Source organism: Shimia sp. Alg240-R146, from assembly GCF_947331465.1.
Taxonomy (GTDB): Bacteria; Pseudomonadota; Alphaproteobacteria; order Rhodobacterales; family Rhodobacteraceae; genus Shimia.
Map to the genome: position 1 here is coordinate 427,066 of NZ_CAMZOK010000003.1, position 14,719 is coordinate 441,784.

Sequence of the window (14,719 nt, forward strand, 5' to 3'; positions counted from 1 at the left end):
GACCAGCTTAGATCAGGATCAGCCGTCTTCAAAACCTTCATTCTCAAACGACAAAAGCGGGTAGTCACACAGCACTTCATGCACCGCACCCGACGGGGTGAGTGTCGAGCGGAACAGCGAAAACTGCGTGATGTCCAGCGGCCCGATCTGCGCTGTGGCCCCGCGCGAAATGGCGGCCTGAAGCCGCTCGGGGGACTGTCCGCCGTCTTTGAGTCGGCTCAGCGTGACATGCGGACGCCACCGACGCGATGCAGACGCGATACCGACGCGATGCAGACAGCGCTTTACGGCCGCTTGCAGGTCTCGCAAAACCGGGTCCGGCTCAGCCAATACCGCTAAGGCGCGGGTGCGCACCCCGCCAAATAGGTCCACGCCTTTAAACCTCAATTCAAACACAGGGTGTCGCAGGTCCTCAAGTTCTTCATGCAGCGCGTGAAGAAGGTCCTCGGGCTGCTCGTCAAGGAAAGCCAGCGTCAAATGCAAATTGGAAACCGGCACCGCGCGCCCTACTGCCATCCGCTCCTGCAAATCCAGAAACGCATCTGCTTCCGGCCCGCTCAGATCAATGGCTACAAAGGCCCTCAAAGGCTCAGAGCATGGCCGGCACAACCAGGTCCGGCGGGCGATGCCCATCATCGAAGGTCTTGATATTGATGAGAACTTTCTCACCCATCTCGATCCGCCCCTCTATCGTGGCAGACCCCATATGCGGCATCAAAACCACGTTGGGCAGCCCGCGTAAGTCGGGATGAATTTCCGCACCATGTTCATAGACATCCAGTCCCGCACCCGCGATCTCACCGGATTTGAGCAGGCGCACCATGGCATTTTCGTCAATCACTTCACCGCGGGAGGTGTTGATGATCACCGAGCCGGGTTTCATCAACTTCAACCGCCGCGCATTCAGCAGGTGGAAGGTCGACGGCGTGTGCGGACAATTGACCGAAATCACATCCATCCGCGCCAGCATCTGGTCAAGGCTTTCCCAGTAGGTGGCCTCAAATTGTTCTTCAATTTCAGGACGTAAGCGCCGCCGGTTGTGGTAATGAATTTGCATCCCACACGCCTGAGCGCGCCGCGCAACGGCGGTGCCAATACGCCCCATACCAAGGATACCCAACCGCATGCCGCTGACACGGCCGCCCAGCAATGCCGTTGGCGCCCAGCCATCCCATTCGCCGGTCTGCATCCGCAACAGGCCCTCACCAATCCGCCGCGTGACCCCAAGGATCAACGCCAGCGCCATGTCCGCCGTGTCATCCGCCGAGACCCCCGGCGTGTTGGACACAAGAACCCCACGTTGCCGAGCCGAAGCCACATCGATGTGATCCACCCCGGCGCCATAGTTGGCAATCAGCTTGAGCCGCTCTCCGGCCTGCGCGATCAGATTTGCGTCGATCTTGTCGCTCAGTGTCGGAACCAACACATCCGTCTGGCGCATGGCCTCGGCCAACTCTTCGCGGCTCATCGGTGTATCGTCATCGCGCAATTGCACGTCAAAGAGCTCACTCAGCCGCGTTTCAACCGCTTCCGGCAAGCGTCGCGTCACGACAACACTCAGACGTTGCTTGGGCATAGATTGGCCTCCCGGTCTTTCCAAATCAGCGCGTTGCTGTCACAGTGCCCCACACATCGACGGGGCACAAGAACCCCCGCGAGGTCCAGAGCAGAAAATGTCAGGCAAGATGGTCTTGTTAGGTCGAAAATTGCGCATAATTCTAAGCGCGGCGCTGATTGCAGCGCTTTCAACTGCCGTGGCGGCAGAAGAAAAACGTGGGCCGGTCACAAACCTGCCCTTGCCGCGCTATGTGTCGCTCAAGGCGCCCAAAGCCAACGTGCGCCGCGGTCCCTCCAGCACGCACCGCATCGACTGGGTGTTTACCCGCCGCAACATGCCGCTACAGATCACCGCTGAATATGAACATTGGCGCCGAGTACGCGACATCGAAGGCGCGGGCGGCTGGGTGCACTATTCGCTCCTGTCAGGCGTGCGCACTGTCATCGTGCAAACTGATTTGCTGCCGCTGATGGCGCGCCCGGCGGAAAACACACCCGTCACGGTCAACTTGGAGCTGGGTGTGATCGCCCGACTGGAAGAATGCACCATCGACTGGTGCAAGCTCAACGCAGGCGGCTACAAAGGTTGGACACCCAAGGATCATCTTTGGGGTGTTATGCCTGACGAAATCCGCGACTAAGCGCGGCCTTTCGACAGGCGGATTTCATCAGCTGGAAATGCTGTCGCGGATCGCTTGCATGTTTGCGCCGTAAACCTCGGCAGCTTGCACCGATCCCCCCTTGAACACAGCGGACCCCGCCACCAGCACATCCGCGCCCGCTTCGGCCACCAAAGGTGCGGTCTGGGGCGTCACACCGCCGTCAATCTGGATATGAATTTCACGATCCCCGATCATCTCACGCACTCGGCGGGTTTTCTCAACGCCGGAGTGGATGAATTTTTGCCCGCCAAAGCCAGGGTTCACAGTCATCACCAACACCATGTCAGCCAGATCAAGCACGTCAGAAATGGCTTCAACCGGCGTGCCGGGGTTCAGCGCAACACCCGCTTTCACGCCCTGCGCTTTGATCGCCTGCAATGTGCGGTGAATGTGCGGACCGGCCTCGACATGCGCGGTGATCATGTCCGCGCCTGCCTCTGCATAGGCTTCAATGTAGGGATCCACAGGCGAAATCATCAGGTGCACATCCATGAAGGTTTTCACGTGCGGGCGGAACGCTTTCACAGCCGGTGGGCCAAACGTGAGGTTCGGCACAAAATGCCCGTCCATCACATCTACATGCACCCAATCCGCGCCCTGATCTTCGATCGCACGGATTTCCTCGCCAAAGTTGGCAAAATCCGCCGATAGGATCGACGGGGCAATTTTGATGGAACGGTCAAAGGACATGGATGTTTCCCCTCGGTGAGGCAAGAATTTAAAGACCCAGCAAACCGCAAAAGCGACACGATTCGACAGTGGTGGGAAAATGCGGCGTGCCACGTCAAAGTGCAACGGCCTTTGGCAAGATTGGCAAAATCTCAAACAGCCTAATTTTTCACCACAACATCATCTATTGCCAAAATTTTAACCAAGTCACTCCACCTCCTCCCCCGTTTCAGGCACGGAACGCCGGTGGTTGCCTGTTCATTGGGCAATTGCACCTCCACGATCCCGTCAAACCGACTGGAGAGCACCATTCCGGCACTTGCCACCATACCGATAGAGACCCAGCCGCGCGCCGTGGGCACCGCTTTGGTGCGCAGCAAGTGTCGCGACGGGCAAACCGTGCTTGACGATTTCCGCTTGTCCGGCTCTTCCCGCGTGCTATTCCCGCGCGGCCGCAGCAGCCTTGAGGCCGTCTTGCTGAACACATCCGGTGGGCTGACGGGCGGCGACCAGTTTGACACTGAAATCGTCGCAGGCATCAAAAGCCAAGTGACCGTGACCACACAGGCGGCAGAGCGCGCTTATCGCAGCATCGATCGCAAACCCGCGCGGGTGCAAACGTGCCTCACCGTCGAAACTGGCGCCAAACTCAATTGGTTGCCTCAGGAAACCATCGTTTTTGAGGGCGCGCATCTTGACCGGTCTCTTGACATCTCGCTCGCATCAGGCGCCGACTTTCTGATGGTGGAACCGATGGTCTTTGGCCGCACCGCAATGGGTGAAACCATTCACAACGCCACTCTGTCAGACCGGATCACGCTTCGGCGTGACGGGCGCTTGCTGTTTGCCGACCGCGTCGCGCTATCGGGCGACGTGCAAACCCATTTGGATCGCCCGACCATCGCAGGCGGTGCGCGCGCCATGGCGGCGCTGCTGTATGCGACACCGGATGCCGAGCGCTTCCTTGCCCCGTTGCGCGATCTGCTGCCGTCCAACTGTGGTGTCAGCCTAATCCGCGACGGCCTGATTTTTGCGCGCCTGCTGGCCGACGACGGCCACGCTTTGCGTCAAACCCTGATACCTGCCCTGCGCCTTTTGCGCGGCGGCGACCTACCTCGAACCTGGATGCTCTGAACACATGCAACTCACGCCAAGAGAAAAAGACAAACTGCTGATTGCCATGGCCGCCGAAGTGGCCCGCAAGCGCCTTGCACGGGGCGTCAAGCTCAACCACCCCGAAGCGATTGCGCTGATCACGGACGCCGTGGTCGAAGGCGCGCGCGATGGCCGCTCGGTGGCTGACATGATGCAGGCGGGAGCCCAGATCATCACCCGCGACCAATGCATGGAGGGCATCCCCGAGATGATCCACGAAGTGCAGGTCGAAGCCACATTTCCCGACGGCACCAAACTTGTGACCGTCCACAACCCCATTCGCTGAACGCAGGAGACCCCTATGCAACGTTTTGCCATCGCCACTTTCGCCCTGACCGCCGCATCGCCTGCTGTCGCCCACGAAGGGCTGCACCTGCACCCCCACGCTGAAAACCCAGTTTGGCTTGGCCTGATGGTCGGCGGGCTTTTGGTTGGCGGCTTCGCACTCTGGATGGGCACCGGCAAATGATCCCCGGAGAGCTGCTCCCAGCCGAAGGCGACCTGACACTGAACGACGGGGCAGAAGTGACCACGTTGATGGTCGCCAACACCGGCGACCGGCCAATTCAGGTGGGAAGCCACTATCATTTTGCCGAAACCAATCCGGCGTTGGATTTTGACCGTGCCGCCGCGCATGGCCAGCGCCTTGATATCGCGGCGGGCACCGCCGTGCGGTTTGAACCGGGCCAGCGCCGCGAAGTGCCACTGATCCCCATCAGTGGCGCGCGCCGTATCTTCGGGTTCAACCAAAAGGTCATGGGACCTCTTTCCTGACCTGATGTTCAACAAAGGAGACTTCAATGACGACTTTTGTGAAAGCCCCGATTACTGCTTCGCTCAGCGGCTACATTTTGATGTCGCGCATTATGGAACGCCAAATGCGCGCATCCCACGCCGTGACCCGCGCTATGATCTCTCCGTTTGCCGCGCCCCGCGTCACGCCTAAACCAGCTGCGAAACCAGCGCCCGTGCGCAAGGCCGCGGCCAAACGGCCGCCAGCCGTAAAAAAGACCATCGTGGCAGCCAAGCCCGCGCCCAAACCCGTCGCGAAACCGACCGCTGTCGCAGAGGCGCCGCAAAAGCCCGTCTTCAAGGCCGCTGCCCGCACCGCCAAACCTGCGGCGCCCGAAAAAACCGCCAAGGTCGCAAAACCCGTTACCAAAGAAAAACCTGTGGCTACCTTAAAATCAGCCGCCACGGCAAAACCACGTCGGAAAGTGGCCAAGGGTGTCGTCACTGAGGTGCCGAAACCAGAGCCAAAAGCCTCCATGCCAACAATGGACGCCAAGAAAACAAAGGCAGCAAAGGCGCAAAGTACGCCCGCCAAGCCCGACACAGCCACACCGGCGCCACGTAAGCGCGCACGCCAGCCTTCGTCACCGCCGGCCATGCCAACGTCCGCAAAACCTAAGAAGAAAACATAAGGGCGGCGCGCCTGCGCCAACCCTTCCAAACAACGAGACGCACCTGATGCCCGCAAAAATCTCACGCTCCGACTATGCCGCCATGTTCGGCCCCACTGTGGGCGACAAGCTTCGGCTTGCAGACACGGATCTCATCATCGAGGTCGAACGCGACTTGACCGCCGAACGCGCCAGCGCCGGAAACGCGCTGGCCTATGGCGAAGAGGTGAAATTCGGCGGTGGCAAAGTTATTCGCGATGGCATGGGACAGGCTCAAACCACCCGCGCCGAAGGTGCCGTGGACACAGTCATCACCAACGCGCTGATTGTGGACCACTCCGGCATTTATAAAGCGGACGTTGGCCTGCGCGACGGGCGCATCGCCAAAATCGGTAAGGCTGGCAACCCGGACACACAGCCCGGCGTCGACATCATCGTTGGCCCCGGCACCGAAGCCATCGCAGGCGAAGGCAAAATCCTGACAGCTGGCGGTTTTGACAGCCACATCCACTTTATCTGCCCGCAACAGATCGAGGATGCGCTGCACTCCGGCCTGACCACCATGCTCGGCGGTGGCACCGGCCCTGCGCACGGCACGCTCGCCACGACCTGCACACCGGGGCCTTGGCACATTGGCCGCATGTTGCAATCAGCGGACGCATTTCCAATGAACCTCGCCTTCGCAGGCAAAGGCAACGCGTCCTTGCCAGCAGCCCTTGAGGAACAGGTAAAAGGCGGCGCCTGCGCGCTGAAACTGCACGAGGATTGGGGCACCACGCCCGCCGCGATTGATTGCTGCCTGACGGTCGCCGACGCGATGGACGTACAGGTAATGATCCACACCGACACGCTCAATGAAAGCGGGTTTGTCGAAAACACTGTTGCGGCCATGAAAGGCCGCACCATCCACGCTTTCCACACCGAAGGCGCAGGCGGCGGACACGCCCCGGACATCATCAAAATATGCGGCGAAGAGCACGTGCTGCCGTCCTCCACCAACCCGACACGGCCCTTCACGGTCAACACGGTGGACGAACACCTCGACATGCTGATGGTCTGCCACCACCTCGACAAATCCATCCCCGAAGACGTGGCTTTCGCAGAAAGCCGCATCCGCCGCGAGACGATTGCGGCCGAAGACATCCTGCACGACATGGGCGCGTTTTCGATCATCGCGTCCGACAGCCAAGCCATGGGTCGCGTCGGTGAAGTCCTGATCCGCACATGGCAAACCGCCGACAAGATGAAAAAACAACGCGGGCGTCTGGCCGAAGAAACCGGCGAGAACGACAATTTCCGTGTGCGCCGCTATATTGCGAAATACACCATCAATCCGGCCATTGCCCACGGCATCAGCCAACACATCGGCTCGATCGAGGAAGGCAAACGCGCCGACCTCGTGCTATGGGATCCGGCTTTCTTTGGGGTAAAACCCGAAATGGTGCTGATCGGCGGCTCGATTGTCTGTGCGCAAATGGGCGACCCGAACGCATCGATTCCGACGCCGCAGCCGGTCTACTCCCGTCCGATGTTTGGCGCCTATGGGCGCGCGGTGGAAAACGCTGCCGTAGTGTTTGTGTCGGAAGCCGCACAGGCCGAGGGCATCGGCGCGTCACTTGGTTTGGCAAAACAAACGCTGGCTGTGGAAAACACCCGCAATATCGGCAAGTCACACCTCAAATTGAACGACGCCACCCCTGACATCGAAGTACACCCGGAAACCTATGAAGTGCGCGCCAATGGCGAATTGTTGACATGTCAGCCCGCCGAAGTGTTGCCTATGGCGCAGCGCTATTTCATGTTCTGAGGCGCTGAAATGAACCTCGTTAACCCTTTGAGAATGCTGCATTGCAGCGGACGCAAGACAGCTATGACAAAAGCAACCCTACACATGGCAACGAACCTGACGCATATTTACACCCAAGGGAGGACCAAAGTTTTTACAAACGAGGTTCGAAATGGCACTGACAGATACAACTCACACTACCGCCCCGATTTCTCTGGGCAAAATCTTCGCTGCACCATTCCAGGCAATCGGCCGCTTCTTCGTGGCGATCATGGAAAGCAACAGCCGCATCCAACGCGTCGATGCTCTGAACGCGATGACCGACGAGCAGCTGGCAGCACGCGGCCTGCGTCGCGAAGACATCGTACGCCACGTATTCGGCGACTACATGCACGTTTGATCGACTCGGGCCTTGGGGGTGTCGCATGACGTCAATCCCCACCGCCCGCGCCTATCACGGCCACGCACATGCCCCGTCATCGGGGCGTGTGGCTTTGACTTACGAAGACCGCTTCCTCCGCCGCAAAACCTTGTTGCTTGAGGACGGCACCCGCATCCTTGTTGATCTGCCCAAAACCACCTCGCTTGATCATGGCGGGGTTCTTGTGTTGACGGATGGCGCGGAAATCACCGTGACCGCCGCACCCGAAGCGTTGATGCAGGTCACCGCCGCTGATCTCACCCGCATTGCCTGGCACATCGGCAACCGCCACACCCCGTGCCAGATCGAAACTGATCGCCTGTTGCTGCAACCCGATCACGTGATCCGCGACATGCTGGCACTTTTGGGAGCGACCGTCACCGACGTGATAGAGCCTTTCACACCCGAAGGTGGCGCATATGGCCACGGTCGCACCCACGGCCACGACCACAGCCACCCTCATGCGCATGATCACACACACGATCACGGTCCTTCTCACGATCATGACCACTGATCCAATCCTGACCCTGACTCAATGGCTCTCGCCCGCCTTTCCGGTCGGCGCGTTCACCTACAGTCATGGCTTGGAAGATCTTGTTGCCACCGATGTTGTGACAAACGCCGACACCTTCGAGAACTGGTTGACGGACACGCTGTCTTTTGGCGCTGGCCGCAACGACACGATCCTGCTTGTAGCGGCCTACAACGCGGATGTAGCCGACCTTCAGGAAATCGACGACCTCGCCCGCGCCCTCGCGCCAAGTGCAGAGCGCCTGCTTGAAACGGATCAACAAGGCGGCGCCTTTGCCCGCACCATTGCAGCCATCCATAACCTTGATCTTGCCGCCCTGACCTATCCGGTGGCCGTCGGCCACGCCGCCCGCTTGCAAGACCTGCCACTAAGGGACACCGCCCGCCTGTTCTTGCACGCGTTTGCGGCCAACCTGACCTCGGCAGCCACGCGCCTTGTGCCTTTGGGTCAGACCGAAGCACAGACCGTCCTGCTGAAAACCGCCCCGCTGTGCCAACAGATTGCCGACAAAGCGCTCACTGAGACAATCAACGACATTGCCTCAACCACATTTGCCTCCGACATTGCGTCCATGAACCATGAAACGCAGTACTCAAGGCTTTTCCGATCATGACTTTTCTTGCGACGCTTTTGACCATCACCCTTCTCATACCCGCGGCCCTGCATTTGCTCTGGGCCATCGGCTACTGGACCCCGATCAAGGACGAGACCGCCCTCGCCCGCGCCACAGTCGGGGCCAAAGACATCACCCGCATGCCACCGGCCGTCCCCTGCGCCGTGGTAGCGATGGCACTTCTGTTTGCAGCGATCTTGCCGCATATTCCCGCCTTCCCGCTGCACAACCTTCTGATGAGCGGCGCCGCTGTTGTCTTTCTGTTGCGCGGTGCCATTGCCTACACCCCGTTCTGGCGCAAAATCTTCTGCGAAGACCCCTTCGTCACGCTTGACCGCCGCCTCTACAGCCCGATGATCCTTGCGATTGGTGCGGTCTTCCTCATTTTACGCCTACAAGGAGCCTGACATGGCATCTCCAAATGGTCCTCTTCGCATTGGCATCGGCGGCCCCGTCGGAGCGGGCAAAACCACGCTCACTGCCAACCTCTGCCGCGCGCTGCGTGACAAGCTCTCGATCGCTGTCGTGACCAACGACATCTACACCCGCGAAGACGCCGAGGAACTCATGCGCCAACAAGTTCTGCCGCTGGAGCGGATCAAAGGCGTGGAAACCGGCGGCTGCCCACACACAGCCATCCGCGAAGACGCCTCAATCAACCTCGCCGCCATTGACGAGCTGAACAAAGCCATTCCCGATCTCGATGTGATCTTGATCGAAAGCGGCGGCGACAACCTGTCCGCCACCTTCAGCCCCGAGCTCGCCGATCTGACGATCTATGTGATCGACACCGCGGCCGGCGAAGAAATCCCGCGCAAAGGCGGGCCTGCGATCACCCGTTCCGATATTCTCGTCATCAACAAGACCGATCTCGCCCCCTATGTCGGCGCCTCACTCGACGTGATGGAACGCGACGCCACCAAAATGCGCGGCGACCGGCCATTCGTTTTTGCGTCCCTGCGCCAAGGCAAAGGCTTCGACGCGATCCTGCCCTTGATCGGCGAAATCGGCGGCATTCCAGAGCTAACCGCCCAATAACAAGGCACAACTGAACTAAATCGCCTACCGACTATTACGGACTATCCACGGTGATGCCCGTGCGGTAACCTCTCGCTTGAAATGGCACCGAAGCCATTCAATGGGAGGATATCATGAAGAAATTTTTGGGCCGCACTGCTGCGGCTGCACTCACCTTGGCATTTGCAACCGAAGCTATGGCCACCGAATGGAATGTCTCTGTCTGGGGCAAACGCCGCGCCTTCACCGAGCACGTTGAAAAACTGGCTGAACTCGTCAGCGAAAAAACCGGCGGCGATTTCACGCTGAACATCTCTTACGGCGGCCTGTCCAAGAACCGCGAAAACCTCGACGGCATCTCGATTGGCGCGTTTGAAATGGCTCAGTTCTGCGCCGGCTACCACCGCGACAAAAACCGCGTTGTGACCGTGCTGGAACTACCGTTCCTCGGCGTGGCCAACCTGGCCGAAGAAGTTGCCGTATCCAAAGCTGTCTATGCACACCCTGCAGCGGCTGAGGAAATGGAACAGTGGAACGCAATGCTGCTGATGACCTCCCCGATGCCACAGTACAACTTGGTTGGTACTGGCGAGCCGCGCGACACGCTGGCAGACTTTGACGGCATGCGCGTCCGCGCAACCGGCGGTCTGGGCAAAGCGTTTGAGGCTGTCGGCGGTGTTCCCACATCCGTGACCGCAACCGAAGCCTATCAGGCGATGGAAAGCGGCGTGGTCGACACAGTGGCGTTTGCCCAGCACGCCCACCTTGCATTTGGCACCATCAACCAAGCCGAGTGGTGGACAGCGAACCTCAACCCCGGCACCGTGAACTGCCCGGTTGTTGTGAACATCGACGCATATGACATGCTGTCAGACGAGCACCGCGCTGCACTGGACAGCTCGGTTGACGAAGCACTGGACCACTATGTCGCCAACTACGGCACCCTGCTTGAGAAGTGGGACAGCGTTCTGGCTGAAAAAGGCGTCGAAAAAGTCATGATCGACGACGCTGTTCTGGCCGAATTCCGCGCCAAGGCTGCTGATCCGATCCGCGACGCTTGGATTGCTGACATGGAAGGCCAAGGCCTGCCGGGTCAGGAACTCTATGACCTCGTCGTCAAGACTTTGGCTGACCACCGCGCCAGCAACTAAGTCGACCAAAATCTGAAACGGCCCCGACATCGCGCGGGGCCGTTTTGCATACATACAAGGGGACATAATATGGCCGGTGCATCTGCCGTGCTTGAGGACAACAGCCTGCTTTCGCGGCTGGATCGCAACCTTCTCAAGCTGGAAACCTTTTTCGCGCTGCTCAGCGGCCTTGCCGTCTTCAGCCTTATGTTCCTTGCCGCCTATTCGGTGGGTGGCCGCAAATTCTTTGCCTCGCCCCTCTCAGGCTATGTGGACTACATCGAAGTCCTGATGCCGCTGATTGCGGTCATGGGCATCGCCTATGTGCAACGTGACGGCAGCCACATCCGCATGGATATGTTGATTGGCCAACTGCGCGGCCGTGCTCTCTGGGGTGCTGAGCTTCTGTCGGTTGTGCTCATCCTGCTTTTGATGATCGCGCTGACGATGGGAGCATGGGCACACTTTGAACGCTCGTTTGACTGCGCCCGCCCACTGTGTTCGCGCGACAGCTCCATCGACATCGGCCTGCCGATCTGGCCCTCCAAACTGATTGTACCTCTGGCGTTTGGCGTCATGTGCCTGCGCCTGATGATTCAGGTCTGGGGCTACGGACGCGCATTCGTGCTCAACATCCCAAATCCGGTTGCCGTTCCTTTGGTTCAATCCATCGAAGAACAAGCCCGCGCCGAAGTCGAACAGCTCGGAGGCAGCGACAATGGATAATATCACCATCGGCCTCTGGGTCACCGGCGGCATGCTGGTGCTTGTGGTTCTCGGCATGCGCGTGGCCTTTGCCGCCGCCCTTGCTGGCTTTATTGGCATCGTCTGGATTTTCTGGGCCAAGTTCGGCTACGCGCCGGACAAATTGCTCTACTGGAACGAACGCCGCGAAATCTGGGACGGCGCGCTTGGCAAATCCATCGCCATCGCCGGCTCTGTGCCGCATTCCAAGGTCTCTTCCCAAGCGCTCAGCCTGATCCCGACGTTTATCCTGATCGGCTACCTCGCCTATCACGCCAAGCTGACCACGGCGCTGTTTGAGGCAGCCAAACGCTGGATAGCCTGGGTGCCGGGCGGTCTGGCAGTCTCCACAGTCTTTGCCACCGCAGGCTTTGCCGCCGTGTCCGGCGCGTCCGTGGCCACCGCCGCAGTTTTCGCCCGCATTGCCATCCCCGAGATGCTCAAGGCGGGCTATAACAAACAATTCGCGGCTGGCGTAGTTGCGGCTGGCGGTACTCTTGCATCTCTTATCCCGCCCAGCGCGATCCTCGTGATCTATGCCATCATCGTGGAACAAGACGTGGGCAAGCTCTTGCTCGCGGGCTTCATTCCTGGCGCGTTCTCAGCAATCATCTATGCCGGTATGATCATCGGTATCGCCGTGGTGTTCAAAACCGTCGGCCCACCGGTAACCGGCTTCACGTGGCGCGAACGCTTTGCATCCCTGCCGCCAGCGTTGCCGATCGTGGCGGTGGTCGTGATCATCATCTTCTTTGTCTACAACCCGTTTGGCGATGCGTGGGGCACCCCGACCGAAGGCGGCGCCGTCGGCGCCTTCATCGTCTTCCTGCTCGCGCTCATCCGTGGCATGCGCTGGCCTGAATTAAAAATGGCCCTGCTGGACACAGCCAAGCTCACCGTAATGATCTTCACCATTATCTGGGGCGTTCTGATCTATGTGCGCTTCTTGGGCTTTGCCGACCTTCCCGGCGCGTTTTCCGACTGGATCACCGCGCTGGACATGTCCCCTTGGTTGATCCTCGTGTGCATCCTTCTGGCCTACGCAGTGCTTGGCATGTTTATGGACGCGATCGGCATGCTGCTCTTGACCCTGCCGGTGGTGTACCCCGCGGTCATGGCCCTCAATGGTGGCGAAGCCGTGACAGCGGCCGAAAGCACATTTGGCATGAGCGGCACCATGTGCGCGATCTGGTTCGGCATTCTGGTGGTGAAAATGGCCGAGTTCTGCCTGATCACCCCGCCCATCGGCCTCAACTGTTTTGTGGTCGCGGGGGTCCGCGATGATCTGACTGTGCAAGACGTGTTCAAAGGCGTGACACCGTTTTTCCTTGCGGACGCTGTGACCATCGCGCTGCTGGTGGCCTTCCCGTCAATTGTGCTCTGGCTGCCATCCCTAGCGTGAATTTGACAAAAGTCATGAACTCCTGAGTTGAGCCGCGCCCGGCGCGGCTCTATTCATTTGGCATGATTAAGAAATACGCGCTGCGCTCCGCCATTGTCGGCCTCCTGTCTGTTGGCCTTTTGACCCTATCTACCACCGCGTCTGAGGCACGGTGCAAAGGTACAGATTTGCGCAAAGGCATCAGCGCGCAGGACCGCGCGAAATTCGCGCAACAAGCCGCCCGTATCCCCTTTGCCGAAGGCATCATATGGGAAGCCCGCAAAGGCGAACAGACCATCCACGTCGTGGGCACCCACCATTCCGGTGACGGGCGTCACCGCAAAGTTGTCGCTGACGCCTCCAAATTCCTAAAAGACGCTGACCTGCTGATGCTCGAAATCCGCACCAAGGAAATCGAACCGCAATGGGACGCCGTCTTTAAAAAGCCCGGTGTTTTGTTGCGCCAACGCGGCCCGTACATGAGCCAACTGCTGCGCAAAGACCTGTGGGAACAACTCAGCTTGCGCATGCAACTGCACGGCTTCAGCCCTGACGAGCTCAACCGCATTCAACCCTGGTTCATCACCGGCTCGGTTGTGCACGGTGACTGCGATCCCTTCGCCTGGAACCGCTCCAAAGGCGTGGACGCGCGGCTTGAACGGGTCGCCCGCACCAAACGCGTGCCCACCATGTCTCTGGAGACCGTCGAGGAAAGCCTGCGCACCATTTCGGCGGAGCCAATCCGCAATCAGGTCAAAATGCTGGAGTGGGATATGCTCAGCAAAGCCGAAATCGCCAACGCTACCGTCACACTGCGCAACGGCTATTTTGAAGACAAACTGGCTGAAGCCATGCTGATCAACGAAGCCTTCAGTTACCGCGATTTGAATGTCTCTCGCTCCGAGGTCTCCCGCCTGATGCGCAGTCGGGACAAATACATCCTGGATGAGCGCAACAAAAACTGGATGCCACGCATCCTGTCGCGCAAAGAAAAGCGCATCATGGTGGCCGTGGGCGCGGCCCATCTTCCCGGCAAATATGGCGTGCTCAACCTGCTCAAGAACAAGGGCTATACTCTGACGATGGTGAAACGCTGACGCTTGGGCAGCACCGTCTCGCCCCGGATCCTCCCCCGCGCTCAGCTTGCAGGCCATAGGCTTCTGTGATCTATTTGCGAAGGTGGGGGCTCGGGACAGAAGGCTGAAATGCAGGTTTTTCAAAGTGTTGCTGCAGAGCTCCCCGAAGGCGTCCGTTTTCTGGAATATGACAAAATCGCCGACGCGCGTGGTGCGCTGATCCCGTTTGACATGAACAAACTGCCGTTTTCGCCACAAAGGTTTTTTCTCGTGGAAGGCTCGCAAGGCGGCTCCGTGCGCGGCCAACACGCGCACCGCAGTGCCCAACAGCTGTTCTGCTGCGTCTCGGGCCGCGTTGGCATTCAGGTGCGCAATGGCCCGCAAACCACCCGGTTTGATCTGAGTCCCAATGGCGTGGTCGCGATCATCGAGGCCGGAACATGGAGCGCGCAGACCTACCGGTCCGAGGCGGACCGGCTACTTGTTCTGAGCAGTGAACCGTACTCCAAAGACAGCTATTTGGACTAACCTAAGGTCCAAACGGAAAAGGACACAAATCATTGGCACCCCAAG

General features: G+C 59.4%; 20 protein-coding genes. 16 read left to right on the forward strand and 4 right to left on the reverse strand.

Annotated features, from left to right (window positions below; translation table 11 throughout):
• Positions 1-18: 18 nt before the first annotated feature.
• Together thpR and PG871_RS17640 are read right to left on the reverse strand one after the other, a co-directional pair.
• Entirely contained in the window at positions 19-585 is a 567-nt protein-coding gene (gene thpR, locus PG871_RS17635; RefSeq protein WP_270731735.1) for an RNA 2',3'-cyclic phosphodiesterase, read from the reverse strand.
• 4 nt (positions 586-589) lie between these two features.
• Positions 590-1,576 (reverse strand): 2-hydroxyacid dehydrogenase, encoded by a 987-nt coding sequence (locus PG871_RS17640; RefSeq protein ID WP_270731737.1) that lies wholly within the window; start codon positions 1,574-1,576, stop codon positions 590-592.
• Positions 1,577-1,673: 97 nt separating this feature from the next.
• On the opposite strand from PG871_RS17640, the gene PG871_RS17645 reads away from it, so the two are divergent.
• The gene (locus PG871_RS17645; protein ID WP_270731739.1) at positions 1,674-2,198 is read left to right on the forward strand and encodes an SH3 domain-containing protein; all 525 of its coding nucleotides are present in this window, start codon (positions 1,674-1,676) and stop codon (positions 2,196-2,198) included.
• A 27-nt stretch (positions 2,199-2,225) separates the two neighbouring features.
• Here PG871_RS17645 and rpe read toward each other — a convergent pair whose 3' ends face one another.
• The gene (gene rpe / locus PG871_RS17650) at positions 2,226-2,909 is read right to left on the reverse strand and encodes a ribulose-phosphate 3-epimerase (RefSeq protein WP_270731741.1); all 684 of its coding nucleotides are present in this window, start codon (positions 2,907-2,909) and stop codon (positions 2,226-2,228) included.
• A 240-nt stretch (positions 2,910-3,149) separates the two neighbouring features.
• Here rpe and PG871_RS17655 point away from each other — a divergent pair, with 240 nt between their 5' ends.
• The 4 genes from PG871_RS17655 to PG871_RS17670 are packed head-to-tail and all read left to right on the forward strand — an operon-like array spanning position 3,150 to position 4,817.
• Entirely contained in the window at positions 3,150-4,022 is an 873-nt protein-coding gene (locus PG871_RS17655; protein ID WP_270731744.1) for an urease accessory protein UreD, read from the forward strand.
• Between the two features lie 4 nt (positions 4,023-4,026).
• Positions 4,027-4,329 (forward strand): urease subunit gamma, encoded by a 303-nt coding sequence (locus tag PG871_RS17660; protein ID WP_054000779.1) that lies wholly within the window; start codon positions 4,027-4,029, stop codon positions 4,327-4,329.
• Between the two features lie 15 nt (positions 4,330-4,344).
• Entirely contained in the window at positions 4,345-4,512 is a 168-nt protein-coding gene (locus PG871_RS17665) for a hypothetical protein (RefSeq protein WP_270731747.1), read from the forward strand.
• A complete protein-coding gene (locus PG871_RS17670; protein ID WP_270731748.1) occupies positions 4,509-4,817 on the forward strand; it encodes an urease subunit beta in 309 nt (102 codons plus the stop codon). Before PG871_RS17665 ends, PG871_RS17670 begins: the two co-directional genes overlap by 4 nt.
• A gap of 70 nt (positions 4,818-4,887) precedes the next feature.
• Here the strand turns inward: PG871_RS17670 and PG871_RS17675 are convergent, their stop codons facing one another.
• Positions 4,888-5,433: a hypothetical protein gene (locus PG871_RS17675; protein ID WP_270731749.1), complete on the reverse strand. Its 546-nt coding sequence runs from the start codon at positions 5,431-5,433 to the stop codon at positions 4,888-4,890.
• A gap of 80 nt (positions 5,434-5,513) precedes the next feature.
• Between PG871_RS17675 and ureC the strand changes: the two genes are divergently transcribed.
• The 11 genes from ureC to PG871_RS17730 all read left to right on the forward strand — a co-directional run bounded on the left by ureC (position 5,514) and on the right by PG871_RS17730 (position 14,674).
• Complete coding sequence (gene ureC, locus PG871_RS17680) at positions 5,514-7,253, forward strand: urease subunit alpha (protein WP_270731752.1); 1,740 nt, start codon at positions 5,514-5,516, stop codon at positions 7,251-7,253.
• Positions 7,254-7,404: 151 nt separating this feature from the next.
• Positions 7,405-7,632 carry a DUF1127 domain-containing protein gene (locus PG871_RS17685; protein ID WP_270731755.1) on the forward strand — a complete coding sequence of 76 codons (228 nt, stop codon included), beginning with the start codon at positions 7,405-7,407 and terminating at the stop codon, positions 7,630-7,632.
• 25 nt (positions 7,633-7,657) lie between these two features.
• On the forward strand, positions 7,658-8,167 hold the full coding sequence (ureE, locus tag PG871_RS17690; protein ID WP_270731759.1) for an urease accessory protein UreE: 510 nt from the start codon (positions 7,658-7,660) through the stop codon (positions 8,165-8,167).
• Positions 8,073-8,798 carry an urease accessory protein UreF gene (locus PG871_RS17695; protein WP_443020508.1) on the forward strand — a complete coding sequence of 242 codons (726 nt, stop codon included), beginning with the start codon at positions 8,073-8,075 and terminating at the stop codon, positions 8,796-8,798. Before ureE ends, PG871_RS17695 begins: the two co-directional genes overlap by 95 nt.
• Positions 8,795-9,205 (forward strand): DUF3995 domain-containing protein, encoded by a 411-nt coding sequence (locus PG871_RS17700; protein WP_270731762.1) that lies wholly within the window; start codon positions 8,795-8,797, stop codon positions 9,203-9,205. Before PG871_RS17695 ends, PG871_RS17700 begins: the two co-directional genes overlap by 4 nt.
• Position 9,206: 1 nt before the next feature.
• Positions 9,207-9,836 carry an urease accessory protein UreG gene (ureG, locus tag PG871_RS17705; RefSeq protein WP_270731764.1) on the forward strand — a complete coding sequence of 210 codons (630 nt, stop codon included), beginning with the start codon at positions 9,207-9,209 and terminating at the stop codon, positions 9,834-9,836.
• 113 nt (positions 9,837-9,949) lie between these two features.
• The gene (locus tag PG871_RS17710) at positions 9,950-10,966 is read left to right on the forward strand and encodes a C4-dicarboxylate TRAP transporter substrate-binding protein (protein WP_270731767.1); all 1,017 of its coding nucleotides are present in this window, start codon (positions 9,950-9,952) and stop codon (positions 10,964-10,966) included.
• Between the two features lie 69 nt (positions 10,967-11,035).
• Positions 11,036-11,671, forward strand: coding sequence for a TRAP transporter small permease subunit (locus PG871_RS17715; RefSeq protein WP_270731769.1), 636 nt, complete (start codon positions 11,036-11,038; stop codon positions 11,669-11,671).
• Complete coding sequence (locus PG871_RS17720; protein WP_270731772.1) at positions 11,664-13,091, forward strand: TRAP transporter large permease; 1,428 nt, start codon at positions 11,664-11,666, stop codon at positions 13,089-13,091. Before PG871_RS17715 ends, PG871_RS17720 begins: the two co-directional genes overlap by 8 nt.
• Positions 13,092-13,153: 62 nt before the next feature.
• Positions 13,154-14,167, forward strand: coding sequence for a TraB/GumN family protein (locus PG871_RS17725; RefSeq protein WP_270731776.1), 1,014 nt, complete (start codon positions 13,154-13,156; stop codon positions 14,165-14,167).
• Between the two features lie 108 nt (positions 14,168-14,275).
• Positions 14,276-14,674, forward strand: a complete 399-nt coding sequence (locus PG871_RS17730; protein ID WP_270731778.1) for a sugar 3,4-ketoisomerase — start codon at positions 14,276-14,278, stop codon at positions 14,672-14,674.
• Positions 14,675-14,719 lie beyond the last annotated feature (45 nt).

Bases quoted from the DNA above. Each gene is read 5' to 3' on its own strand.
- PG871_RS17640 (WP_270731737.1), bottom strand. From the start codon at position 1,576: ATGCCCAAGCAACGTCTGAGTGTTGTCGTGACGCGACGCTTGCCGGAA.
- PG871_RS17645 (WP_270731739.1), top strand. From the start codon at position 1,674: ATGTCAGGCAAGATGGTCTTGTTAGGTCGAAAATTGCGCATAATTCTA.
- rpe (WP_270731741.1), bottom strand. From the start codon at position 2,909: ATGTCCTTTGACCGTTCCATCAAAATTGCCCCGTCGATCCTATCGGCG.
- PG871_RS17660 (WP_054000779.1), top strand. From the start codon at position 4,027: ATGCAACTCACGCCAAGAGAAAAAGACAAACTGCTGATTGCCATGGCC.
- PG871_RS17665 (WP_270731747.1), top strand. From the start codon at position 4,345: ATGCAACGTTTTGCCATCGCCACTTTCGCCCTGACCGCCGCATCGCCT.
- PG871_RS17670 (WP_270731748.1), top strand. From the start codon at position 4,509: ATGATCCCCGGAGAGCTGCTCCCAGCCGAAGGCGACCTGACACTGAAC.
- PG871_RS17675 (WP_270731749.1), bottom strand. From the start codon at position 5,433: ATGGCCGGCGGTGACGAAGGCTGGCGTGCGCGCTTACGTGGCGCCGGT.
- ureC (WP_270731752.1), top strand. From the start codon at position 5,514: ATGCCCGCAAAAATCTCACGCTCCGACTATGCCGCCATGTTCGGCCCC.
- PG871_RS17685 (WP_270731755.1), top strand. From the start codon at position 7,405: ATGGCACTGACAGATACAACTCACACTACCGCCCCGATTTCTCTGGGC.
- ureE (WP_270731759.1), top strand. From the start codon at position 7,658: ATGACGTCAATCCCCACCGCCCGCGCCTATCACGGCCACGCACATGCC.
- PG871_RS17695 (WP_443020508.1), top strand. From the start codon at position 8,073: ATGGCCACGGTCGCACCCACGGCCACGACCACAGCCACCCTCATGCGC.
- PG871_RS17700 (WP_270731762.1), top strand. From the start codon at position 8,795: ATGACTTTTCTTGCGACGCTTTTGACCATCACCCTTCTCATACCCGCG.
- ureG (WP_270731764.1), top strand. From the start codon at position 9,207: ATGGCATCTCCAAATGGTCCTCTTCGCATTGGCATCGGCGGCCCCGTC.
- PG871_RS17710 (WP_270731767.1), top strand. From the start codon at position 9,950: ATGAAGAAATTTTTGGGCCGCACTGCTGCGGCTGCACTCACCTTGGCA.
- PG871_RS17715 (WP_270731769.1), top strand. From the start codon at position 11,036: ATGGCCGGTGCATCTGCCGTGCTTGAGGACAACAGCCTGCTTTCGCGG.
- PG871_RS17720 (WP_270731772.1), top strand. From the start codon at position 11,664: ATGGATAATATCACCATCGGCCTCTGGGTCACCGGCGGCATGCTGGTG.
- PG871_RS17725 (WP_270731776.1), top strand. From the start codon at position 13,154: ATGATTAAGAAATACGCGCTGCGCTCCGCCATTGTCGGCCTCCTGTCT.
- PG871_RS17730 (WP_270731778.1), top strand. From the start codon at position 14,276: ATGCAGGTTTTTCAAAGTGTTGCTGCAGAGCTCCCCGAAGGCGTCCGT.